We start from the raw sequence: 23,015 nt of genomic DNA, 5'->3' as shown, positions 1-23,015 counted from the left end.
AATCGACCAACGATGAGCACCTATCGCGACCTCACGGCCCCCATCGGCTCCCGCCGCGCCCCCGTCCTGCGGACGGTCGGCACCCGGGAGCGCCGGTCCCACCTGACGGCCCCCCGTGTCCCCACCGTCGGCATCGACATCGGTGGCACCAAGGTGATGGCGGGCGTCGTGGACGCCGACGGCAACATCCTGGAGAAGCTCCGCACGGAGACCCCGGACAAGTCGAAGAGCCCCAAGGTCGTCGAGGACACCATCGTCGAGCTGGTCCTGGACCTCTCCGACCGGCATGACGTGCACGCGGTCGGCATCGGCGCCGCCGGCTGGGTCGACGCGGACCGCAACCGCGTCCTGTTCGCCCCCCACCTGTCGTGGCGCAACGAACCGCTGCGCGACCGGCTCAGCGGCCGCCTCTCCGTGCCGGTGCTGGTGGACAACGACGCCAACACGGCCGCCTGGGCCGAGTGGCGCTTCGGCGCCGGGCGCGGCGAGGACCACCTGGTGATGATCACACTGGGTACCGGTATCGGCGGCGCGATCCTGGAGGACGGCCAGGTCAAGCGGGGCAAGTTCGGTGTCGCGGGCGAGTTCGGCCATATGCAGGTCGTGCCCGGCGGCCACCGCTGCCCGTGCGGCAACCGCGGCTGCTGGGAGCAGTACAGCTCCGGGAACGCCCTGGTCCGCGAGGCGCGCGAGCTGGCCCAGGCCGACTCGCCGGTCGCCTACGGGATCATCGAGCACGTCAGGGGCAACATCGGCGACATCACCGGGCCGATGATCACCGAGCTGGCCCGCGAGGGCGACGCGATGTGCGTGGAGCTGCTCCAGGACATCGGCCAGTGGCTCGGCGTCGGCATCGCCAACCTGGCCGCCGCCCTCGACCCCTCCTGCTTCGTCATCGGCGGCGGCGTCTCGGCCGCCGACGATCTGCTCATCGGCCCCGCCAGGGACGCCTTCAAGCGCCATCTCACCGGCCGCGGCTACCGCCCCGAGGCCCGTATCACCCGCGCCCAGCTCGGCCCCGAGGCCGGTATGGTGGGGGCGGCCGACCTGGCCCGCCTGGTCGCCCGCCGGTTCCGGCGCGCCAAGCGCCGCCGGGTCGAGCGGTACGAACGCTACGAGCGATACGCCCAGGGCCGCCGCGAACGGGACACCGCATGACCGCCTCCACATCCCTGCCCCGCCAGGCCGCCCCGCCGCAACCGGCGCGGCGGCCTCCCGAGGACCCCCGCCACAAGGCCAGGCGCCGTGCGCTCACCCTGCTGATCATCGTGCTGCTCATCGGTGTGCCGGCCGGTTATCTGGTGATCTCGGCGAACCAGAGCCGCAACAGCGGCAAGGACAAGGAGGACAAGTACTCCGCGACCGGCCTCACCGCCGGCTGGCCGTCGAAGGTGCAGCGCCGCCTCTACCAGGTGAACGTCCCGCGCCCCGCCGACCGCATCGCGTCGTACGAGACCAACAACTGGAAGACCAGCCGCCTGTACGTGCAGTTCCGCACCAACCCGGCCGGCCTGGACACCTTCCTCCAGTCCATGGGCGAGCGCCGCGACGAGCTGGAGAAGGGCGACATCGCCGTCAGCGCCCGCGACCGCAAGGTCAGTGGCTGGACCTTCGGCGGCTCCGGCTCCTGGTACGGCCTCACCCACACCCAGAAGAACCCGGCACCCACCCAGGACGTGGTCGTGAACATGTCCGACCCGGACTTCCCGATGGTGTACGTGGTGTCGCGGACAGTGCCGTAGACCCTGCTCCGGGGCCGGTTGTCAGACCCCGCCCGTAGAGTCGGAGACGTCTGATCCGATGTGCGGGCGGGAGGTGGCGGAACGTATGAGCGGTGTGGTGACGGCGGCCGAGCGGACGGCGGGTTCCCGGACGGAGTCCGGCGCGGCCCCGGTGCCCGTGCGGCTGGCCGCGGTCTACCTGCCCGCGCCGCTGCCGCGCGAGGGCCGTATCGCCTTCTGGGACCCCGCGGGCGAGCCCCTGCCCACCGCGTCCGGCGACCCCGAGGAGCTGACCGTCGTACGACGGCACGGCGCCGGAGTGCGCCGCCGCCAGGTGCCCGCGCTGGGCCTGCCGCTCGCCGATGCCCTGCCCCTGCTGGTCCGCGCCCGCCGGGACCCCGCCGCGCATCCGGCCACCGCGTGCTGGGGCGCCGCCGCGCTGCACGCGCTGCGGCTCGTCGCCCGCGGGCGGCTGCTGCCCGGCCTCACCCCGAGCGGCCAGGACGCCTGGCGGGCCGGTCCGCTGGAGCCCGACGACATCGCCCATCTGCGGGCGATCGCCGCCGCCCTGCCTCCGGAGGGACACGCCGTGCCGCTGCCGGACCCCGGGCCGCTGCGGCTGCCCGAGCCGGAGGCACTGATCCGCTCCTTCCTGGACGCGATCGCCGACACCCTGCCCCGCACCCCCGCCGCCGCCCACGCCTGCGGCCGCCCCTTCGCCGCGCGCGAGCCCCAGTCCCTGCCCGGGGCGCACGCGTGGGCGGCCGAGGTCGCCGCGGGCATGGACGCGGGCGTACGCGTCTCGCTGCGCCTGGACCTGTCCGCCTACGACGCCTTCGACACCGGCGCGAGCGCGGGCGCCCGGGCCGCCGGGGCCGCGATCGTGCAGGTCCACAGCCTCGCCGACCCCACCCTCGTGGCGGACGCGGCCGCCCTGTGGGCGGGCGAGGCCGACACCGCCTTCGGCCCCCGCGCCCGGGTGGACGCGGCCCTCGCCGTGCGCCGCGCCGGGCGGGTGTGGCCGCCCCTGGACCGGCTCGCCGAACAGGACGTGCCCGATGTCCTCGCCCTGTCCGAGGAGGAAGTGGGCGACCTGCTCGGCGTCGCGGCGAGCCGGCTCGCCGCCGCCGGGGTCGCCGTGCACTGGCCACGGGACCTCGCCCGCGACCTCACCGCCACCGCCGAGGTGCGGCCCGCACCCGGCTCCGCGACCGACGGCACCGGCTTCTTCGAGAGCGAGGACCTGCTGCGCTTCCGCTGGCAGCTCGCGCTCGGCGGGGACCCGCTGGACGAGGCCGAGATGGACGCCCTCGCCGAGGCCCACCGTCCCGTCGTACGGCTGCGGGACCGCTGGGTGCTCGTCGACCCCGCCCTCGTCCGCAAGGCCCGCAAACGGGAACTGGGCCTGCTCGACCCCCTCGACGCGCTGTCCGTGGCGCTCACCGGCACCGCCGAGGTCGACGGCGAGACCGTCCGGGCCGTGCCCGTCGGCGCCCTCGCCACCCTCCGCGACCGCCTCACCGCCGGCCTGCTACCCGCCGAGCCGCCCCCGGGACTCGCCGCCACCCTGCGCGACTACCAGCTGCGCGGCCTCGCCTGGCTGGACCTGATGACCTCCCTGGGCCTCGGCGGCTGCCTGGCCGACGACATGGGTCTCGGCAAGACCGTCACCCTCATCGCCCTGCACCTGAAGCGGGCGCGCAGCGAACCCACCCTCGTCGTCTGCCCCGCCTCCCTGCTGGGCAACTGGCAGCGGGAGATCGAGAAGTTCGCCCCCGGCGTCCCCGTCCGCCGCTTCCACGGCACCGAACGCACCCTGGCCGGACTCGACGGCGGCTTCGTCCTGACCACATACGGCACGATGCGCTCCGCCGCGGCCCGACTCGCCGAGCACACCTGGGGGATGGTCGTCGCGGACGAGGCCCAGCATGTGAAGAACCCCTACTCGGCCACCGCCAAGGCGCTGCGCACCATCGAGGCCCCCGCACGGGTGGCGCTCACCGGCACCCCGGTGGAGAACAACCTCTCCGAGCTGTGGGCCCTGCTCGACTGGACCACCCCGGGACTCCTCGGCCCGCTGAAGTCCTTCCGCGCCCGGCACGCCCGCGCGGTGGAGAACGGCGAGGACCAGGAGGCCGTGGACCGGCTCGGCCGCCTCGTCCGGCCCTTCCTGCTGCGGCGCAAGAAGTCCGACCCCGGGATCGTCCCGGAGCTCCCGCCGAAGACCGAGACCGACCATCCGGTGCCGCTCACCCGCGAACAGGCCGCGCTGTACGAGGCGGTGGTGCGTGAGTCGATGCTGGCCATCGAGACCGCCGAGGGCATCGCCCGCAGGGGCCTCGTGCTGAAGCTGCTCGGTGCGCTGAAGCAGATCTGCGACCACCCCGCGCTCTATCTGAAGGAGGCCGGGGCGACCGACCGGCTGGTCCACCGCTCGGGCAAACTCGCCCTGCTGGACGAGCTGTTGGACACGGTCCTCGCCGAGGACGGCTCGGTGCTCGTCTTCACTCAGTACGTCGGCATGGCGCGCCTCATCACCGCCCATCTGTCCGCCCGCGCGATCCCCGTGGAGCTGCTGCACGGCGGCACCCCGGTGCCGGAGCGGGAGCGGATGGTCGACCGGTTCCAGGACGGCGGCACACCGGTGCTCGTCCTCTCCCTGAAGGCCGCGGGCACCGGCCTGAACCTCACCCGTGCCGGGCATGTCGTGCACTTCGACCGCTGGTGGAACCCGGCCGTCGAGGAGCAGGCCACCGACCGCGCCTACCGCATCGGCCAGACCCAGCCCGTGCAGGTCCACCGCCTGGTCACCGAGGGCACCGTCGAGGACCGGATCGCCGAGATGCTCGCCGCGAAGCGGGCCCTGGCCGACGCCATCCTCGGCTCAGGCGAGGCCGCCCTCACCGAGCTGACCGACCGCGAACTCTCCGACCTCGTCTCCCTGCGGAGCACCCCATGACCCCCACCGACCCCACCCGCCCGGCCGACCTGGCCCGCGAGGCCCTGCGGGCGGCCCGACGCCGCTCCCAGGCCCTGCCGGGGGCGGAGCGGGCGGCATCGACGGGTCCGGCCGCCGGGACCGACGGGCGCCAGGGGACGGATGCGGGGTGCGACGGAGAGGGGGCATGTCCGGGGGCGGATTCGGTTGTACGGGGTCAGGGCGGGCCGACGGGAGACGGCCCCGCCGTAGAGGGGTCGACCGGAGACGCGCCGGTGGAGTCCGGCGCGGTTGTCGAGCCCGGCGCGCATGCGGATCTGTCGGATGAGCCGGGGCTCGATGCCGAGCGGCCTGCTGACTCTGAGGGCCCCGATCGTGTCGAGGGCCTCGGCGACACCGCGAGCCCCGAAGGCCGCACCGCCGAGCCCACTCCCAGACCAGGAGATGCCGCGAGGGCAGCACTGCGGGCGGCTGCCGCCGGCGGCAATCGCGCGGGGCACCAGGAAGAGCGCCGCGGGCCGGAGGCGGGTGATCCCCGTCCCGGCCGTGAGCCCCACCCGGGCCGTGACCTCAGTCCCCGCCGTGATTCCGGCCCTGACCGCCAGTCCGACCGGGCCCGGGGCACAGGCGGCGAGCGGGGCACCGGGTTTGGCCACGGCACCGGCCTCAATGGCGGTATCGGCGTGGACCGGGGCACCGGTCTCAGTAGCGGCAGCGGCAGCGGCGTCGAGCGGGGTACCGGGTTTGGCCACGACACCGGCGTCGATGGCGGTATCGGCCTTGGTCGTGGCACGGGCCCTGATCGCGGCATCGTGGACCGGGGCCCCGGTCTCAGCGGCGGCAGCGGCGTCGAGCGGGGCACCGGGCTTGGCCATGACACCGGCCTCGATGGCCGTATCGGCGTGGACCGGGGCACCGGTCTCAGTAGCGGTAGCGGCAGCGGCGTCGAGCGGGGTACCGGGTTTGGCCACGACACCGGCGTCGATGGCGGTATCGGCCCTGGTCGTGGCACGGGCTTCGGCCGCGGTATCGGCGTGGACCGCGGCACCGGCCTTGGCCACGACACCGGCCCCGACCCCAGCACCAGCCTCGGCGACGACACCGCTCCCGGTCGTGACCTCACCCTCGCCCGTGAGGCTGACCCCGGCTGTGGCACTCAGCCTGGGCGTGACGACCCTCACCTCGGCGGTGACCCGCACCCCGACCGCGAGTCCCACCCCGACCCCGAACCCGAGCCCCGCCCCGACCCCCGTCCCGGCCGTATCTCAGAGTCCCGCCCCGACCCGGGCCCCAGCTCCGACTCCGGTCCGCGTCCCGCCCCCGAACCCGTCTCCACCCCCCGCCCCGGCGACATCGCCCGAGAAGCCCTGCGGGCCGCCCGGCGTGAGGCGGAAGCGGCGGCGGAGGCCGATCGTGGTGGGCGGCGTAGGCCCGGGCGTTCCGCGGGGGCCGAGGCTCGTGCCCAGGGCATGGCCTCCTCCGGGCGGTCCGGCGAGCACGATCCCTCCCGGGCCGCGCGGCTCAAGGTGGCCGGGGAGATGCGGCAGTTCCTCAAGACCGCCTTCCGGATGCCGCCGGAGGCCGACGCCGAGCCGGCGGACGATCCCGCGCCCACCCTCCCCGAGCACGAGCACCAGCCCGAGTCCGCCGTGCCGCACGCGCCGCCCACCATGGCCACCCCGCACCGGGACGGTGAACACCGGCGTACCTTCCCGGCGTTCGCGCCCCGCGGGGAGCGCGCCGAGGACGGGGCGTTCGCCGGGACCTGGTGGGGAAACGCATGGGTTCAGGCGCTGGAGCGGGGCGCGCTGGACGCCAAGCGGGTGGCGCGCGGCCGGGGGTACGCGGACCAGGGGCATGTGGACGCGATCACCGTGACCCCCGGATCGGTCCTCGCCTATGTGCGGGGGAGCCGCCCCCGCCCGTACCGCGTCCAGGTGCGGGTACGGCCGCTGGCGGACGCCGAGTGGGAGCGGTTCCTGGACACCGCCGTCGACCGGCCCGGCCATATCGCCGCGCTGCTCGACAAGGAACTGCCGCACTCCCTCGCCGACTGCGGGGTCCCGCTGCTGCCCGGCCCCGGCGACCTCGCCCCGCGGTGCAGCTGCCCCGACTCGGGCCACCCCTGCAAGCACGCGGCCGCCCTCTGCTACCAGACGGCGCGGCTGCTCGACGCCGACCCCTTCGTGCTGCTGCTCCTGCGCGGCCGCGGCGAGCGGGAGCTGCTCGACGCGCTCTCCCGGCGCAGCGCCGCCCGCGCGGCCCGCGACGGACGGGACCGGGAGCCCTCGTCCCTGCCCGGCATACGCGCCACCGAGGCCCTCGCCCCGCGCACACGCCCCCCGCTGCCCCCGCCCGCGCCGGTCCCCGCGCACCCCGAGCAGCCCCCGGCGTATCCCGCCGCGCCCGGCAGCCCGGACCCGTTCGCGCTGGACCAGCTGGCGACCGACGCCGCCGCCCGCGCGCACGCGCTGCTCGGCACCGGACGCGACCCGGTCGGCGAGCTGTCCCTGTGGCAGGACGCGGTACGGCTCGCCGCGGCCCGCCCCGGCTCCGGACTGACCGTGACGACCCGCGCGCTCTACGCGACGCTCGCCGGGGCCACCGACCGCACCCCGGGCGACCTCGCGCGGGCCGTCGCCGCCTGGCGGCAGGGCGGGGTGGAGGGGCTGGCCGTCCTGGAGGAGCCGTGGGACCCGCCGGCCGGCCGCTTCGACCGGGCCCGGCCGCTGCTGCTCGCCGCCGACCTGCCCGCGTTCCGGCCCTGGCGCAACCGCCTCACCCACCCGCTCGGCCAGGTCCAGCTCCGCCTGGGCCGCGACGGACTCTGGTACGTCTACGAGTCCGAGCCCGGCGAAGAGGACTGGTGGCCCCGGGGCACCCCCGACCTGGACCCGGTCGGCGCGCTCACCGGACTCGGCGCTCCGGACGGCACCTGAGCGAGCCGGCTGAACGCCCCGTTCCCGCCGGGACATTGAAAAGGCCGGTGCCGGCAGCGTGGGAGCTGCCGGCACCGGCCTTCGATGCGGGGACCGCGTCAACAGGTGCGATCAGTACGCCGAGTTGACGTTGTCGATCGAACCGTAGCGGTGGGCGGCGTAGTTGGCCGCGGCGGTGATGTTCGCCACCGGGTCGGTGATGTTCTTCGCGGTACCGGAGACGTGGTACGCGCTGAAGGTGGGGGAGATCACCTGGAGCAGACCCTTGGACGGAACGCCGTTCTTGGCGTTGACGTCCCAGTTGTTCTGCGCGTTGGGGTTACCGCCGGACTCGCGCATGATGTTGCGCTTCAGACCGTCGTAGCTACCGGGGATGCCCTTGGCCTTCATGATGGCCAGCGACTGCTTGATCCAGCCGTCCAGGTTGTTGCCGGAGCCCGCCTTGGTGGCGGTGGTGTGGGATGCCTTGACCACAGAGGCGTGCACCTGCGGCATCTCGGCGGCCTGCGCGTTGGTCGGCACCAGGGTCAGGGCCGCGGCAGCGGCTCCGGTGGCGGCGAGACCGGTGACGGCGAGGCGGGCGATGCGGGTGCGAGTGGTGGCCATGGTCATGCGTGAACTCTTCCTCTGGGGGACAAGGTCGTGCCTGCCGCGAGTCTCGCGGTGGCGGTGGGGCGGTGTGCCCCGCGCTGCGGGTGGGACCGGGCGGTTGGTTCCGACGGAGATCCGCTCGGTCCGGCCCGTTGCTTCCCGGCAACGACAGCAATGGTTAGCCGGGGTCGAAGTGCTTGGCAAGGATGTGACGTACTACCCTACTTCGGAGCAATGCCCGTTATGCCCCGATATAGAGATATCTGCGCAGCTCAGGGCGCCCCGTTGCTACGGTCCGCCCTAGGACGTGATCTGGCTCCTATGGGTGGCGTCACAGGATGAGGCCCCAAAACGGCCTGGATCGTCCCTGTTTCGGGGGAGCGGGCGTCGACCGCGAGAGGGGTCGCGGGGTCTCGTTCCCGGACGCGGCGTGAGGGCGGAATGACGGTCCGTGGAGCACGCCAAAGGTTCGCTACGGCGTCCCGAGCGATCCCTGGGGTTGACGGAGCCCCCGGCGCAAACTGATGATCTTGCCGGACATCCTGACGATCCCCGGTCGCTGTCGCGGCCCAAGGAGAGGGCACCCCTTCTTATGGACACCGCACCGGACACCGCGCCCGCAACGCCCTGGACCATCGCCGTGCTGGGCCCCGGGGGCGTCGGCGGCCTCCTCGCAGCCCTGCTCTCCCGTGCCGGACACCGGGTGATCTGCCTGGCGGGGGAGGACACCGCGCGGACGCTCACCCGGGACGGCATCCGGGTGTCCAGCGGACAGCACGGTGATTTCACGGCCCCGGTGGAGGCGGACACCGAGCTGCGCGAGCCCGTGGACCTGTGCCTGGTCACCGTCAAGCACACCGCGCTCGACACGGCGCTCGACCGGGTGCCGCCCCAGTACGCCCGGGGCTTTGTGCTGCCGCTGCTCAACGGCGTCGAGCACGTCGCCGCGCTGCGCGGACGCTACGGCGCCGAGCAGGTCGTACCGGCCGTCATCCGGGTCGAGTCCACCCGCACCGCCGCGGGCGTCGTCGAGCACGGCAGCCCCTTCACCGAGATCGACGTGGCCGGCGCGGACGAGGCCCGGCTCGCGCCGCTGGCCGCCGTGCTGAGTGCCGCCGGGGTGAAGACCCGCACGGTCGCCGACGAGAACGCCGCCCTCTGGGCCAAGCTGGCCTTCCTCGCGCCCTTCGCCCTGCTCACCACCCGTTACGGGCTGTCGATCGGCGGCATCCGGGACGAGCACGCCAAGGAGCTGGCGGCGCTGGTCGAGGAGACCACCGCGGTGAGCCGGGCCTGCGGGGGACCGGGCGACGCCGCCCAGGTCCTCGCGCGCTACGACGCCTTCCCGGCGCAGAGCAAGTCCTCCATGCTGCGGGACGCGGAGGCCGGCCGGGCGCTGGAGCTGGACGCGATCGGTGGCGCCGTACTGCGGGCGGCCGGGCGGCACGGCATCGAGGTGCCGCTCGCCACCCGCCTGGTCGCGGAACTGGCCGACGGCACGGCGGGGGCTCCCTCCGCCTGACCACCGACCCGCGGCGCGGCGCGGCTCGGCACGCTTCCCCGCTCCTCCGCCTGACCGGCTGCGCGCGGGTCGGCACTGCTCAGGACGCTTCCCGCTCCTCGGCCGTGCCGCCCCGCGCGTCGAGGTGGGCGATCACCGTGTCGGCGAAGGCGTGCGCGGAGAGGGACAGCGCCGACCACTGGCGGGCCGCCCAGCCGACCTTCAGTGGCACCAGCCCGCGCACCGGGATCAGACAGAGCGGGTCCGGGCGCGAGGTGACCGCGGGGACGGCGGGCACCAGCGCGTGGCCCAGGCCCAGCCGCTCGTCCACCTGCCGTCCGGAACTGGTGCCGGCCGGTGGCCGGATCAGCTGGGTGCGGGAGAGATCCGCGAGGGGCAGGGCGGGCTCGGCGGCGAGGGGATCGTCCCGGGGCACGGCCGGCACCCAGTCCAGGTCGATCACCGGACGCTGCTCCAGAGGCGTGCACGTCCGGTGTGATGGTGACCCAGGCCAGCTCCACGAGGCCCTTGCGCAGCGCGTCCAGGCAGCGCTCGCTGGAGCGCTCGGTGTGGAACTCCAGGCGTACATCGGGAAAGGCGTGCCGGAACTCCTTGACCGAGGCGCCCATGAAATGGCGGATCGTGGTGCTGCCCGTGGCGATCGCCACACTGCCGTGCCGGCCCGTGCGCAGTTCGTCCGGCAGCCGCATCGCGTCGTTGAGCGCGGTGAGCCCCTCCTGCACGGCGCGGTGCAGGATCAGTCCCGCCCCGGTCGGCACCACACCGCGCGGCCGGCGCTCGACCAGCGGCAGTCCGGTCTCCTTCTCCAGCCGTCGGATGTGCTGGCTCACGGCGGACTGGGTGCGGTTCATCTCGCGGGCCACCGTGCTGAGGTTGTGCGCCTCGCACACGGCCGCGAACACCTTCAGGTCTTCCAGGGTCATAACGACCGTTCCTCGTCGTGCGGAGCCGCCCGGCCGGGGAGACGATCCCCCGTCGCGGACGGCGCCCGCACGCACCGCGCCCCCGGTCAGCGCTTGTGCCGCTCCTCGGACCAGAGGTCCTCCCGGCTCAGCTCGGATATCTCGTACTTGCCGAGCGAACTGAGCAGCATCCGCATCTCCAGTGCCAGGCATTCGACCAGGTTCACCAGACCGCTGTGCGGGTCCTCGTCCACCGCCGCGAGCGCGGCCCGGCCCAGACCCACGGCGCGGGCGCCGAGCGCGAGGCACTTGGTGGCGCGCGCCCCCTCCCAGATCCGCCCGGTGACGAGCAGACAGTGGTCCTGGGGGTCGACCCGGTCGAGGCACTCCGCGAGCGGCAGCCCGACATGGCCGAGGAACGCCCGCGGTGCCCAGCCGGTGCCGCCCTCGGCGCCGTCCACGCCGACCGCGTCCGCCCCGGCCGCCCAGGCGACGGCCGCCGCCTCGCCCACATCGCGGGCCGGCGGCAGCTTCACCCACACCCGGGCGCGCGGATAGTTGTTCCGCATGAGCCGGATCTGGTGCCGCAGGATCTCGTCGGTGAAGGTGCCCGGACTGCTGCACCGCAGCACCGCGTCGCTGTCGGCGCCGAAGACGTCCATGAGGTCGTACTGCGCGGAGAGCGCCGTGGCCTTCTCCCGCGGTACGAGTGTCATGCCGCCCAGGCCGGGCTTGGCGCCCTGGCCCACCTTCAACTCGAAGGCCAGGCGCCCCGATTCGAGCAGCGGCTGCACCGCGGGATCGCTGTAGACGAGATTCCAGACCTCCGCGTCGGCGTCCTCGGTGCTCTGCTGGACGACGACACCGCCCTGTCCCTCGGGCACGGCCGCCGCGTACTCGGTGATCCTTTGCAGCAGCGAGCTGGGAGCCGTCTGCGCCATCCGGCCGTAACCGGCGACAGGGACGATGTTCTCGCCAATGATCATAGGGATGCCCAGCCGGCCCGCTTGACGTGCTACGGCCTGGCCGAGGTCACCGCTGGCGACCCGGGTCGAGCCGAACGCGGAGACATAGACCGGCAGCGGAGAGTTGAACCCCCCGATGGTGGTGGCGAGTTCGGCGTCCCCCACCACCGGCTCACGGCCCAGGTCGATCAGCCGCTCAAGGCGCCGGGGCACGAAGACCGGGGGCACCAGCCGGGTCCGGTCGATCGCGTCCAGGGGCGCGTCCGGCTCCGTGGGCTGCTGCCCGAACATGGTCGTCCCGTAGCCGTCGGCGTCCGGGAACGCCATCGCGGTGCCGTGCCGGGCGCGCTCCGCCACCTGCTGCCGGGGGAAACCCGGGGCGTGCAGATCGGTCATGGCCGCGGGTCCCCCGGGAGCTTCGGGTAGCCCGACGCCTGCCAGGCCGCGTCGAGGCCGCACAGGAACCGGGTGAAGCGCTCCACGCCGAGCCCGAAGCCGGCGCTGGAGGGGAGTCCCTCGCGGGCGAGCGTCAAGTACCAGTCATACTTGGCGGGGTTCTCTCCGGTTTCCCGGATGCGCATGACGAGATTGCGATAGTCGGATTCGCGTTCGCTTCCGCTCATCATCTCGCCGAAACCGCCCGGGAAGATGAGGTCGAAGTTGCGCAGCACCCCCGGCTCCGTCGTGCTCTCCTTGTCGTAGAAGCCGCGGGAGCCCTTGGGGTAGTCGGTGATGAAGAAGGGGTGGGCGGCGGCCCGGGAGATGATCTCCTCGCCCTCCCAGTCGACCTCCGCGCCGGCCTCCTGGGCGTGCCCGCGTCCCTGGAGGTCCGCCACGACATCCGCGTGGCTGCGGCGGCCGTAGGGGCCGGCGAGTATCTGCTTGAAGGCCTCCAAGTCGCGGCCCAGCACCGCGAGTTCGGTCTGGGCGTGTACGAGGACGTACTCCACCACGTACTTCGTCAGCCGTTCGGCGATGTCCAGGGCGTCCTCGCGGGAGCCCTCGCCGATTTCCACGTCGAGCTGGTGGAACTCCACCAGATGGCGGTGGGTGACCGCGGTCTCCAGCGGTTCGAGCCGCACGTTCGGGGCCACGTGGAAGATCTTGTCGAAGCTCAGCAAAGAGGCCTGCTTGTACAGGATCCCGCTGGTCATCAGCTTGTAGCGGTGCCCGTAGTAGTCGATGTCGACCTGCTTGGCACCGCGGGCGCCGGGGTCGGTGACCGGTCCGATCGTGGGCGGCAGCAGCTCCTGGAAGCCCTCGCCGACCAGGAACTCCCGGGCACCGGTGAGGAACTTGCTCTGCACGGCCAGCGTGGCGCGGGTCCGGTCCGACGTCAGGTGGGCGCGTGGGGTGGGCAGTTGGACCCTACCCGTCTCCTGGGACAACCTCGTAACCTTTCATGTCCGTCGGTCGCGTCGGCCGGCCGATCCGGGGCGAATCATTCCGCTCACCTCAGGCTGGGCCGACGTTGAGAAATCATTTGCCTTTGCTCCGACCTATTTCGTAAGCGAACGCCGGCCGGCTGCAACCTTTGCGTGTGAGATGAAGCACAGCCCGACACGGTTGTCTCTCGTCCGCGAAGTCAAAGTCGGCGGTTTACTCTCTACTGAGAGCAGCGCCGTGATCTTGACGTAACGTCAGGAGACGTGTCAAGGTCGGACACATCTCGCATGGCGCCAGTAAAGCTCTTCTGCTTCGCCATTTACCTCATTTGTTCGGTCGTCGGCTGTAAAGACAGAGTCTTTTCGGGTGGGTAGCTATGAACGATCTTAAGTTGCACTGGTGTTCGCCTCTGGACAGTGGCCAGCAGAAAGCCACCGACAAGTATCAGGCGGGCGAGCTGGACTTTGACGGGATAGTTGATTTCGCCCGTGAAGCAGATGAACTCGGAGTTGATTCCCTCCTCATGGGAATCAGCTACCACATGCCCGATCCCCTTCCGATGATCGGTGCCCTCGTCCGGGAAACCGAACGGGTCAAGTTCATCCTCGCCTACCGTCCCGGACTGCTTTCCCCGACGCTGTTCACCCAGATCGTGAACACCGTCTCCTGGATGTCCGACGGGCGCATCGCGCTCAATCTCGTGGCCGGTATCTCGCCCGCCGAGCAGGCCTTTTACGGGGACTTTCTCGCCCATGACCAGCGGTATGCCAGATCCGAGGAGTTCCTTGACGTCTGCCACCGCTTCTGGCGCGGCGAGACGCCCCTGACCCACAAGGGCGAGCACTACACGATCGAGGACGCGCAGCTCGGCCTCGGCTACAAGGGCGGCGGCCGTCCGCACATCTACATCAGCGGCGCCTCCGCGGTGGCCCAGAAGACCGCGATCACCTACGCGGACTGCTGGCTGCGCTACGGCGACACCCCCGAGGGCATCGCGGCCGTCACCGAGCCGCTGCTGTCCCAGGGCTGCGAGGTCGGCATCCGGATGCACGTCCTCGCCCGGGAGACCCGCGCCGAGGCGCTCGCCGCGGTCGAGGACATGATGCGCGACCCCGACGAGCAACACCGCGCCTGGGTCAGCGACTTCGTCGGCAAGTCCGACTCCGAGGCCGTCAAGACGTCGTTCCGGCTCGCCGACACCGCCTCCGACGACTGGCTGTCGCCGATGCTGTGGTCCGGCGCCGTCGCCTACCGGGGAGGCCCGGCGCTGTGCGTCGTCGGCAGCTACGCGGAGGTCGCCGAGTACCTCTACGCCTACAAGGCCGCGGGCGTCAGCGAGTTCATCTTCTCCGGCTGGCCGACGCGCGACGAGATGCGGATCTTCTACACGCATGTCGCCCCGCTGATCCGCGAGCACGAGCGAAACGCGGCGGGTTCGTGACCTCTCAACCCCGCTTCGGCCGCGGCCTGTTCGGCACAGGCGTGCTGCTCGGTCTGATGGCCGAGCAGGTCGTGATGTTCGCGGTGCCGCTGCTGCTCTTCCAGGACACCAAGCAGGTCTCCACGCTGGGCTTCGCCTTCGCGCTGGAGTGGCTGCCCGGCCTGATCGCCTATCCCTTCGCCGGCCTCATCGCCGACCGGGACGGCGGCGCCCGGCTGTTCTCCGTCGTGACCGGAGCCCGCGCCCTCGCGCTCGCCGTGGTCGTGATGGTCCTGCTGACCCGGCCGGGCTGGACCACGCCCGCCCTGATGACCAGCGGCGCGGTCCTCTCGGTGCTGGTCGCGCCGACCCGGATGTCGGTCGAGAAGATGGTGCCCCAGCTGGCGGCGGGCGAGGCCATGGCGCGTACCCAGGCGCTGGTGCAGAACATGGAACTGCTCGCGATGGCCCTCGGTCCCGCGCTCGCGACGCTCGCCGCCGCACTGATCGGCAAGGTGTGGCTGCTGGCCGTGGCCGCCTCCGTGTTCGGCCTCGCCGCCGCCTGCTGGCTGCCGCTGCCGCGCGGCGAGCGGCCGACCGAACCGGTGACCGCGCGGGCCACCCTGCGCGAACTGGGCCTGGGCTGGAAGCTGATGGCCGGCAACCGCCCCGTCCTGCTGCTCGGCTTCCTCAACTTCGGCATCAACCTCGTGGTGGCCTCGGTGCTCAGCGCCAACGCGGCGCTGGTGACCGGCGTCTTCGCCGCGCCCGACTGGTCGTTCGCGCTGCTCAACACCTGCGTCGGCGTCGTCGGACTGGTCAACCTGCTGGTGATCCCGCTCGTCCTCAAGCGGTTCGAGGTCTCGCTGCTGGGCGCGCTCGGCTTCGCGGTGCTGTGCGCCGCGCTGCTGCTGATCGGCATCGCCGGCTCGTTCCCGGTCTACGCCGTGCTGTTCATCGCGGTGCTCACCGGGACGGCGTACTACAACGTCTTCAACCGCACCCAGCGGGTGAAGGTGATCCCCAGGGAGCACCTCGGCAAGGTGATGGGGCCCTTCTACCTGCTCAACCTCCTGTCGTACCCCATCGCAGGACTGCTGGTCGGCAGCGTCGGGGCCACGTACGGGCCGCAGCGCCTGGTGGGCGTGCTCGCCGTCGTGCTCAGCGTCTTCGGCGCCGTCCTGCTGCCCCTGACCATGCGCAGCTTCCGCCGGACGCTCACGGATCGTGAACGACTTCCCGTAGGAGTGCAGTCTTGAGTACGTCCTTCCGGTGCCTCGTGAGCACCGTCGAGTCCGATTCCCACATCTGGAACCTGGTCTATCTCCAGAAGCTCCTGGAGGAGCACGGCGGTCTGGTGCGCAACCTCGGCAGCTGCACCCCGGTACCGGTGGTGCTGCGCGGCATCGAGGAGCACCGCCCCGATCTGCTCGTGGTCTCCAGCATCAACGGGCACGGCCACCACGGCGCCCGGGTCCTGATGACCGAGCTCCGCAGCCGGGGCATCGAACTGCCCTGTGTCGTGGGCGGAAAGCTGACCACCTCGGAGTCGGACAACGACCGGGTGCGCCGCGATCTGATCGACCAGGGCTGGACCGACGTGTTCACCGGCGAGGAAGCCGTCCCCCGCTTCCGGGACTTCCTCCACCAGGGCAAGCAGCACGGCTTCGCCGCCTGGCAGCCGCCGTCCGCCCCCGTACCGCCGTGGGACAACCCGGAACTCGTGATCGCAGGAGCAGTCTGAATGCACATCGTCATCGTCAATCGCTGGCCGCGCTTCTCCGACGGGGTGCGCTGGGACAACGAGCTCACCCGCTACGAGGAGTTCATCGACCACGACGCCCACCGGGTCAGCTATGTGGTGGACCCGCTCGGCGCCGAGGGCGTGCTCGCCGATCCCGCGAAGATCGCCGCGCAGGTCCAGGTCGACGACGTCAACGACTTCGAGGCGCTGCGGGACGCGGTCGCCGAGATCACCCGCCGGGTCGGCCCGGTGGACCAGCTCGTCGCGCTGTCCGAGTTCACCCTGGAGATCGCCGCCCGGGTCCGCCGGGACCTCGGCATCCCCGGCCCGACCCCGGACGAGGTCGCGGTCTACCGCGACAAGGTGCGGATGAAGGAGATCCTCGCCCAAAAGGGCGTCCGGGTCCCGCGCTTCGGCAGCTGCGAAACCCCGGAAGCCGCCGTGGAGTTCGCACGGTCCGCCGGCTACCCGGTGATCCTCAAGCCGGTCGACGGCGCCGCCAGCATCGGCGTGCACCGCGTCGAGGACGAGCGGCGGCTCATCGAACTGCTGCCCACCCTCGACCTGTCCCGGTACGAGATCGAGGAGTTCGTCACCGGCCGCATCTTCCACATCGACGGCTACGCGGACGACCACGCGGAGATCCCCTTCCAGGTGGTCTCCCGCTATGTGAACGACTGCCTGGCCTTCGGCCTCGGCGCCCCGCTCGGCTCGGTCGTGGTGCAGAACAGCGAACTGCGCGACCGTATCGAGGCGTTCAGCCGGGAGTGCGTCGCCGCGCTCGGCATCCGCGCGACCCCCTTCCATCTGGAGGTCTTCGTCACGCCCGGCGACGAGCTGGTCTTCCTGGAGATCGGCGGCCGGGTGGGTGGCAGCGAGGTGCCGCATCTGCTGAACAAGCTCTTCGGGGTGAACCTCTTCGAGGTCTGGCTGCGCGCCGTGGGCGGCGAGTCCATCGCCGCGATCACCACCAAGTCCGGTGACCCGTCCGGTGGTTGGCTGTGCGTGCCGAAGCCGGCCGAGCTGCCCGCCCAGGTCACCAAGGCCGTCTCCCTGCGCGCGAGCGTGCCCTCGATCTGGCGGGAACTGCTGCCCCCGGTCGGCGAGGTGCTCCAGCCGGGCGGCTCCTACGACGCCCTGCACAGCGGCCGCTTCATCCTCCTGGACGACGACGAGGCCCAGGTGGAGGCCGACATCCACCGCATCATCGACACCTTCGAATTCGAGGCCATACGCATATGAACCAGCACACGGGGGAGCCCGCGAACGAGCGGTACCCGACGCTGCACGCCCAGCTGACCGGCTTCCTCAGCGATGTGGAGCTCGACGGCGTCAAGGCGACCGGGGAACGGCTCGTGGAGGCCGCGGGCGGCATCGACGCGCTGCCCGACTACAAGGTCATGGTGGCCTACGGCGGCGGCAAGGACAGCACGTACGTCGTCGCGTTCGTGCGCGCGGTGCAGCTGCATCTCGCGCTGAACTTCGGCCGCACCTTCACGCTGCGCGTCGCCAACATGCGGCACGCGGGCGTGCCCCGGGCCGTCATGGAGAACATCGACCGCGTCTACCGGGCCCTCGGCCTGCTCGACGACGACCGGGCGGAACTGCTGACCATCGACCACACGCTGGTCCGCCCCTTCCATGTCGATCTGCCGCTGCCCGAGCGCCTGATCGAGATCAACCGCGTCGACGTCCTGATGAACGGCCACCGCGCCGCGGGCGACGGCCGGCCGACCTTCTGCAACAGCTGCAACCTGGCCGTCGCCGACTTCTACGGCCGCGCCGCCTGGTTCGACGGCGGCGTCGACGTGGTGATGACCGGCGACTCCCGGCGCGAGCAAATGCTGTACTCCGCCTGGATCATGCGGCTCGCCAAGGCGTCCGGCGTGGATGTGCAGGAGTGCCGCACGATGGGCTTCCGGGGCATCCTGCTGGCCCTGCGCGGTATCGGCGACACCTACTTCCGCGAGCTGTTCGGCGACGACAGCGAGAGCGAACTCGCCGAGCGGGAGGTCTCGACCGGCGACCGCTCGATGCAGCCGCAGTTCATCTCGGTCTACGACCTGGTGAGTTACCGGGTGCACGACCACTGGGACCTGATCGTGGACTTCCTCGGGTTCCAGTTCGACGAACTCGCCTTCAGCTTCAGCGAGTCCGACTGCGCCAACCCCGGCCTGATGGCCCATCTGCGGGCGCTGCGCGCCGAGTTCGTGCAGGGCCGGACGTACGACGAGGGCCTGGCCGAGTACCTGGAGCTGGCCGAGGAGCTGATGCACAAGAAGGAGATGCCGCAGAACCTCGTCGACCTGGCGCTCGGCCGCTACGACACGGCCGAGAAGCGGCTCCACCGGCGCGAGCTCTCCGACGAGTTCGCGCGGGAGGCGTTCGGACTGTCCGAAGAGGCCCTCGTGGCCATGGTGTTCTCGCCCTTCACCGACCGCGGCGCGCGGCTGGCCGCCTTCCTCGACCGCTGCCACCCCGACCGGGCGGACGCGGCGGACCGTATCCACGCGGTGCTCGGCGCGGACGGCGCGGCGGACGACGAGATCACGGCCTGGCTCCAGGACGTCTCCGGCCTCGGCCTCACCCATCTGCGCACCCTCTACACCAGCAGCCTGGTCGACTTCGCCGCCCCGGGGACGATCATCTCCCGCGTCCGGGCCGGCGACCCGCACAAGTACCACGTGGCCACCATCGACCCGGCCAGCGGAGCCCCCGCCACCGAACTGATCTCAGGGCGGTGACCGGCTACCTCGACCGGTTCGTGGCCGGCCGCCGGGCCGACCGCACCCTGGTCGTGCAGCCCCGCATGGGCTTCGGCAGGATCGGTGCGATGGCGGCCGGGCTGCGCGAGGTGGCCGCCCTCGACTTCCCCGTGGTGGGGACGATCACCATCGACAGCTACACCCGGGTCGGCGACCACACCACCCCGCTGGAGCGGCTGGCCGCGGACGAGGAGCTGAACGGCTACCCGCTCGTCTCCCACCCCGCGGCCGCCACCCGGGACATGCTGGCGGATCTGTACGGACCGGAGTTCCCCGTACAGGTCCGGCACGGCACGGCGCTGCCGCTGGCCGTGTTCCGGCGGCTGGTCGAGGTCGGCCTGGACGCCACCGAGGGCGGCCCCATCTCCTACTGCCTGCCCTACAGCAGGCTCCCCCTCGCGGACGCGGTGCGCGCCTGGTCGGAGAGCTGCCGGCTGCTGGCCGGGGAGACCGAGCACGGGCACATCGAGAGCTTCGGCGGCTGCCTGCTCGGCCAGCTCTGCCCGCCCTCGCTGCTGGTGGCGACGGCGGTGCTGGAGGGCTGCTTCTTCCACGCCCACGGGCTGCGCCACATGTCCTTCAGCTACGCGCAGGGCACCCTCCCGGCCCAGGACCGCGGGGCGCTGCGGGCGCTGCGCACCCTCGCGGCCGAGCTGCTGGGGGACGCCACCTGGCATGTGGTCCTGTACACGTACATGGGCCTGTTCCCGCGCACCCCGGCGGGCGCGAGCGCGCTCATCGAGGACAGCGCGCGGCTCGCCCGGGACGCGGGCTGCGAGCGGCTGATCGTCAAGACGGTCTCCGAGGCGTGGCAGATCCCGAGCGTCTCGGAGAACCTGTCCGCGCTGAGGCTCGCCGCGGCCGCCGCGCGTGGACCGGCGGCCGCCCGGAGCGCCGAGGAGGACGCGTACTACGAGGAGACGCTCGCCGAGGCGCGGGCCATCGTGGCGGCGGTGCTGGACCTGGACGCGGACATCGGCACCGCGCTGACCGAGGCGTTCCGGCTCGGTCTGCTCGACATCCCCTACTGCCTCCACCCTGACAACAGGTCGGCGGCGACCTGCGTCATCGACGAACGCGGGGCGCTGGCCTGGGGGTCCACCGGAAACCTGCCCCTGAGCACCCCCACCGCCCGTACGGCCGGCCGGCTCTCCTCCGACGACCTGTACGGGATGCTCAACCACGTGGCGGAGCGCTACGACAGCGCCTCGTCCGAGCCCAGATTGGTTCCCCACCCATGACTGTCCCGCAAGACCGGCAGGACCGGCCCGCCCTGGTCCTGGTGGACGCGTTCTCCACGGGCTCGATGCTGGCCCGTCAGGCGGCCGAGACCCATCGGGTCCTGCATGTGCGCTCCCGGGACCTCGCCTCCGACACCTTCGGCGCGAGCCTGCCGAGCGCGCTGCTCACCGAGGACCTCACCTATCCGGGCCACGAGGCCGACGTACTGGCCCACTTGACGGCGCGACGCCCTGTGGGCGTCGTCGCGGCGAGCGAGTTCGGCGTCGAGGTGGCGGACGAACTGGCCCACCGGCTCGGGCTGCGCGGCAACGACCCCGCGCTGTCCGCCGCCCGCCGGGACAAGTCCCTGATGATGGAGGCCCTTTCCCGGGCGGGCGTGCCCACGGCCCGGCAGTGCCGCTCCGCCGACCCCGCCGAACTGCTCGACTGGTGGCGCGGACATCCGGACATCGTGCGCCTGGTGGTCAAGCCGCTGGACAGCGCGGGCTCCGACGACGTCTACACCTGCGACAGCGAGCAGGAGGTCCTGGACGCCTGCCGGGCCGTCCTCGGCAAGACCAACATCATGCTCCGGGTGAACGAGGAGGTGCTCGCCCAGGAGTACCTCGCCGGGGACGAGTACATCGTCAACACCGTAAGCCGCGAGGGGAGTCACTGGTTCACCGACGCCTGGATCAGCCGCAAGCAGGTACGGGAGGGCGGTCGCCGGATCTACGAGGCGGAGGACCTGCTGACGCCGGACGACCCGGTGCTCGACATCATCCTGCCGTACATCGCGCGCTCGCTGGACGCCCTCGGCATCACCGACGGGCCCGCGCACAGCGAGCTGATCCTCACCGCGCGGGGCCCGCTGCTCCTGGAGACCGGGGCGCGCATCTCGGGCCTCGCGAACCCGGCCGCGCTGGACCTGTGCACCGGCGCGAACCAGGTGAGCCTCACCCTCGACTGCCACGCGGGCGACGGCGTCGCGCTCGCCGGGCGCCCGGCCCGCTACCCGGTGCTCCAGCGGGCGCGCTGCGTCAACCTCATGGCGCGGAGTGCCGTACCGCTGCCGCTCGCGGCCATCACGGCCGCGCTGGAGCGGATCCCCGCCTTCGAGAGCGTCCGCTTCCGCATCGCCGACGGCGCGCCCACCCGGCCGACCGTGGACCTCAACTCCTCGCCGGGCGCGGTGTTCCTGGTGCATCCCGACCCCGTCGAGATCGACAACGCACACAAGGTGATCCGCGAGCTCGAGCATGAACTGCTCTGAATCCGAAAGCATGGTGAGATCCACATGTCCCTAGACAGCGAGCGGTTCCGCGAGATCTTCGGCTCCTTCCCGACGGCCGTCGCCATCGTCACGGCGCTGGACGAGCAGGGCAGGCCGCGCGGCTTCACCTGTAACGCCGTCTGCTCGGTCTCGGCCGCGACGCCGAGGCTGCTCGTCGGGGTCGGCAAGAGTTCCCAGACGTTCCCGGCGCTGGCCGCCTCCGGCGCCTTCGTGGTCAACTTCCTCGCCGAGTCCGGTGAGCAGGCGTCCCGCACCTTCGCCGACAAGGGGCCGGACAAGTTCGCGGGCCTCGTCTGGGAGCCCTCCGCGCACGCCGGGGGCGCGCCGATCCTCACCGACATCGCGCTGGCCTACGCCGAGTGCCGCACCGTGCAGACGGTGGACGCCGGCGACCACTGGCTGCTGATCGCCGACGTCCACGGCGGAGAGACCTACTCCCGGGAACCCCTGCTGTACTGCCGCGGCGCGTACAGCACCTGGCCGACCCCGGCGGGACGTCATTGACCGGCGGCGGTGCTCAGTGAAGAGGCCCAGCCGTCCGCCGGGCCTCTTCCGAACGGTTCAGCCGCACAGCGCGCGTGCCCGTACCTCGCCGGCGAACAACCCGGCGTACCAGCCCTTGCCGCTGACGATGGGCGCGTCGGCCGTCACCTCGTCCTGGGACTCGCCCCAGCCGTTCCTGTACCAGCTCTGCGGGGAGTAGCCGCCGCCGATCGCATCGGTGCCGTCCGACAGCGGGGCGTTCGCCTGGACCCCGTCGTAGGGCTCCCCGCCGTTGGACTGGCTGAAGGAGACCGCGTTTGTAGCCGGCGTTGAGGACCCGCATGCCCGCCGGGCAGTGGGCCACCGAGGGTTCTCCCGACTCGCTGGTCGGGCCGGCCACGGTCCGCGCCCGCGAGACGGGTGCCGCCTCGGCCGTCGCCCGGGCCGACACCGCCCCTGGAGGGGGCGTGCCGCTCGCGAGCACCGCCACTCCTCCACTCCTCGCGACGGTGGTCCCGCAGACTGTGGAACTCCCGGTGCATGGCCCGCATGAACACCCGGAGATTCGCGTGCCGCTCGGGCGGTGCGCCCCGCCAGCTCGCCCAGGTGTAGACGGCCCACTCGCCGTTCTCGTCCACGTCCTCGGGATCCATCAGGACGGAGGTCGCGGCGGACTCGACATCGAGCTGGAGCCCGCGCCGCCAGACGTCCGCCTCCACCCGCTCCTCGGGCCCGGCGCCGTTGTCCAGGTACTCCTCGAAGATCCCCGCGAGCTCCATCTCGTCCTCGTGCCGGCGCACCTGCTCGGTCCCGGCCGGCAGCCACACGAATCCCCCGGCGTGCCGCCAGCCGTCGGTGACCTTCGGGAACTCCCGGTACGACGGTGGCATCCGGCGGCCGACGCGCCCCTGCTGCCACCCACCACTGACAGCGCCTCCTGAAGTCCATTCGGACACGGATCGAGCGCTGAGTGGCTGTCAAATGTGCAAAAGCGAGCGGAATTCGGGCAAATGCCAGGTGCAACCGGCAGCGAACAGTGTGTAGTTTGCCAACTGCTCGACGGACGCCCCTTGCCCCCACGCCCAGCAGTCGACTGTCAGACGCCCAGACGTATCCGAGATGCC

Annotated in this window: 17 protein-coding genes and 2 pseudogenes; 13 read left to right on the top strand and 6 right to left on the bottom strand. The window is 72.1% G+C overall.

Annotated elements, in window-relative coordinates; all coding sequences use genetic code 11:
* Window positions 1–12: 12 nt before the first annotated feature.
* The 4 genes from HEP81_RS08480 to HEP81_RS41415 all read left to right on the top strand — a co-directional run bounded on the left by HEP81_RS08480 (window position 13) and on the right by HEP81_RS41415 (window position 7,598).
* A complete protein-coding gene (locus HEP81_RS08480) occupies window positions 13–1,158 on the top strand; it encodes an ROK family glucokinase (RefSeq protein ID WP_037659806.1) in 1,146 nt (381 codons plus the stop codon).
* Entirely contained in the window at window positions 1,155–1,742 is a 588-nt protein-coding gene (locus tag HEP81_RS08475) for a hypothetical protein (protein WP_037659803.1), read from the top strand. The genes HEP81_RS08480 and HEP81_RS08475 overlap by 4 nt, the downstream gene beginning before the upstream one ends.
* Before the next feature lie 85 nt (window positions 1,743–1,827).
* Window positions 1,828–4,680 (top strand): DEAD/DEAH box helicase, encoded by a 2,853-nt coding sequence (locus HEP81_RS08470; protein ID WP_037659802.1) that lies wholly within the window; start codon window positions 1,828–1,830, stop codon window positions 4,678–4,680.
* 791 nt (window positions 4,681–5,471) lie between these two features.
* On the top strand, window positions 5,472–7,598 hold the full coding sequence (locus HEP81_RS41415) for an SWIM zinc finger family protein (RefSeq protein WP_243279336.1): 2,127 nt from the start codon (window positions 5,472–5,474) through the stop codon (window positions 7,596–7,598).
* Between the two features lie 111 nt (window positions 7,599–7,709).
* Here HEP81_RS41415 and HEP81_RS08460 read toward each other — a convergent pair whose 3' ends face one another.
* Window positions 7,710–8,393 carry a transglycosylase SLT domain-containing protein gene (locus tag HEP81_RS08460; protein WP_375139861.1) on the bottom strand — a complete coding sequence of 228 codons (684 nt, stop codon included), beginning with the start codon at window positions 8,391–8,393 and terminating at the stop codon, window positions 7,710–7,712.
* Between the two features lie 388 nt (window positions 8,394–8,781).
* Between HEP81_RS08460 and HEP81_RS08455 the strand changes: the two genes are divergently transcribed.
* A complete protein-coding gene (locus HEP81_RS08455; RefSeq protein ID WP_037659797.1) occupies window positions 8,782–9,711 on the top strand; it encodes a ketopantoate reductase family protein in 930 nt (309 codons plus the stop codon).
* A gap of 79 nt (window positions 9,712–9,790) precedes the next feature.
* Here the strand turns inward: HEP81_RS08455 and HEP81_RS42315 are convergent, their stop codons facing one another.
* The 4 genes and pseudogenes from HEP81_RS42315 to HEP81_RS08440 all read right to left on the bottom strand — a co-directional run bounded on the left by HEP81_RS42315 (window position 9,791) and on the right by HEP81_RS08440 (window position 12,966).
* Window positions 9,791–10,153 (bottom strand): type 2 periplasmic-binding domain-containing protein, encoded by a 363-nt coding sequence (locus HEP81_RS42315; protein ID WP_051850432.1) that lies wholly within the window; start codon window positions 10,151–10,153, stop codon window positions 9,791–9,793.
* Window positions 10,154–10,511: 358 nt separating this feature from the next.
* A pseudogene (locus HEP81_RS42310) lies at window positions 10,512–10,634 on the bottom strand (LysR family transcriptional regulator); the annotation flags it as partial.
* An 86-nt stretch (window positions 10,635–10,720) separates the two neighbouring features.
* The gene (locus HEP81_RS08445) at window positions 10,721–11,974 is read right to left on the bottom strand and encodes a glutamate synthase-related protein (protein ID WP_037659794.1); all 1,254 of its coding nucleotides are present in this window, start codon (window positions 11,972–11,974) and stop codon (window positions 10,721–10,723) included.
* Entirely contained in the window at window positions 11,971–12,966 is a 996-nt protein-coding gene (locus HEP81_RS08440) for an asparagine synthetase A (protein ID WP_051850431.1), read from the bottom strand. Before HEP81_RS08440 ends, HEP81_RS08445 begins: the two co-directional genes overlap by 4 nt.
* Before the next feature lie 374 nt (window positions 12,967–13,340).
* Between HEP81_RS08440 and HEP81_RS08435 the strand changes: the two genes are divergently transcribed.
* The 8 genes from HEP81_RS08435 to HEP81_RS08400 are packed head-to-tail and all read left to right on the top strand — an operon-like array spanning window position 13,341 to window position 21,912.
* Entirely contained in the window at window positions 13,341–14,405 is a 1,065-nt protein-coding gene (locus tag HEP81_RS08435) for an LLM class flavin-dependent oxidoreductase (RefSeq protein WP_037659792.1), read from the top strand.
* A complete protein-coding gene (locus tag HEP81_RS08430) occupies window positions 14,402–15,643 on the top strand; it encodes an MFS transporter (protein ID WP_037659790.1) in 1,242 nt (413 codons plus the stop codon). Before HEP81_RS08435 ends, HEP81_RS08430 begins: the two co-directional genes overlap by 4 nt.
* Window positions 15,640–16,128 (top strand): cobalamin-dependent protein, encoded by a 489-nt coding sequence (locus HEP81_RS08425; RefSeq protein WP_037659788.1) that lies wholly within the window; start codon window positions 15,640–15,642, stop codon window positions 16,126–16,128. Before HEP81_RS08430 ends, HEP81_RS08425 begins: the two co-directional genes overlap by 4 nt.
* Entirely contained in the window at window positions 16,129–17,370 is a 1,242-nt protein-coding gene (locus HEP81_RS08420) for an ATP-grasp domain-containing protein (protein WP_037659786.1), read from the top strand. It begins immediately after the preceding gene.
* Window positions 17,367–18,872, top strand: coding sequence for a hypothetical protein (locus HEP81_RS08415; protein WP_037659783.1), 1,506 nt, complete (start codon window positions 17,367–17,369; stop codon window positions 18,870–18,872). The genes HEP81_RS08420 and HEP81_RS08415 overlap by 4 nt, the downstream gene beginning before the upstream one ends.
* The gene (locus HEP81_RS08410) at window positions 18,869–20,134 is read left to right on the top strand and encodes a methylaspartate mutase (RefSeq protein ID WP_037659780.1); all 1,266 of its coding nucleotides are present in this window, start codon (window positions 18,869–18,871) and stop codon (window positions 20,132–20,134) included. The genes HEP81_RS08415 and HEP81_RS08410 overlap by 4 nt, the downstream gene beginning before the upstream one ends.
* Window positions 20,131–21,387 carry an ATP-grasp domain-containing protein gene (locus HEP81_RS08405; RefSeq protein ID WP_051850430.1) on the top strand — a complete coding sequence of 419 codons (1,257 nt, stop codon included), beginning with the start codon at window positions 20,131–20,133 and terminating at the stop codon, window positions 21,385–21,387. The genes HEP81_RS08410 and HEP81_RS08405 overlap by 4 nt, the downstream gene beginning before the upstream one ends.
* 24 nt (window positions 21,388–21,411) lie before the next feature.
* Window positions 21,412–21,912 carry a flavin reductase family protein gene (locus tag HEP81_RS08400; protein ID WP_037659776.1) on the top strand — a complete coding sequence of 167 codons (501 nt, stop codon included), beginning with the start codon at window positions 21,412–21,414 and terminating at the stop codon, window positions 21,910–21,912.
* 488 nt (window positions 21,913–22,400) lie between these two features.
* Here HEP81_RS08400 and HEP81_RS41410 read toward each other — a convergent pair.
* Window positions 22,401–22,781, bottom strand: a pseudogene (locus tag HEP81_RS41410) (SMI1/KNR4 family protein); the annotation flags it as partial.
* Between the last annotated feature and the right edge of the window lie 234 nt (window positions 22,782–23,015).

It is taken from the genome of Streptomyces griseofuscus, from assembly GCF_014673495.1.
Lineage (GTDB): Bacteria > Actinomycetota > Actinomycetes > Streptomycetales > Streptomycetaceae > Streptomyces > Streptomyces murinus.
This window is presented reverse-complemented; position numbering and strand designations above follow the sequence as displayed.

What these genes read in the sequence shown, in the direction of transcription:
- HEP81_RS08480 (WP_037659806.1), top strand. Translation starts at nt 13, where the DNA reads ATGAGCACCTATCGCGACCTCACGGCCCCCATCGGCTCCCGCCGCGCC.
- HEP81_RS08475 (WP_037659803.1), top strand. Translation starts at nt 1,155, where the DNA reads ATGACCGCCTCCACATCCCTGCCCCGCCAGGCCGCCCCGCCGCAACCG.
- HEP81_RS08470 (WP_037659802.1), top strand. Translation starts at nt 1,828, where the DNA reads ATGAGCGGTGTGGTGACGGCGGCCGAGCGGACGGCGGGTTCCCGGACG.
- HEP81_RS08455 (WP_037659797.1), top strand. Translation starts at nt 8,782, where the DNA reads ATGGACACCGCACCGGACACCGCGCCCGCAACGCCCTGGACCATCGCC.
- HEP81_RS08445 (WP_037659794.1), bottom strand. Translation starts at nt 11,974, where the DNA reads ATGACCGATCTGCACGCCCCGGGTTTCCCCCGGCAGCAGGTGGCGGAG.
- HEP81_RS08435 (WP_037659792.1), top strand. Translation starts at nt 13,341, where the DNA reads ATGAACGATCTTAAGTTGCACTGGTGTTCGCCTCTGGACAGTGGCCAG.
- HEP81_RS08420 (WP_037659786.1), top strand. Translation starts at nt 16,129, where the DNA reads ATGCACATCGTCATCGTCAATCGCTGGCCGCGCTTCTCCGACGGGGTG.
- HEP81_RS08415 (WP_037659783.1), top strand. Translation starts at nt 17,367, where the DNA reads ATGAACCAGCACACGGGGGAGCCCGCGAACGAGCGGTACCCGACGCTG.
- HEP81_RS08405 (WP_051850430.1), top strand. Translation starts at nt 20,131, where the DNA reads ATGACTGTCCCGCAAGACCGGCAGGACCGGCCCGCCCTGGTCCTGGTG.
- HEP81_RS08400 (WP_037659776.1), top strand. Translation starts at nt 21,412, where the DNA reads ATGTCCCTAGACAGCGAGCGGTTCCGCGAGATCTTCGGCTCCTTCCCG.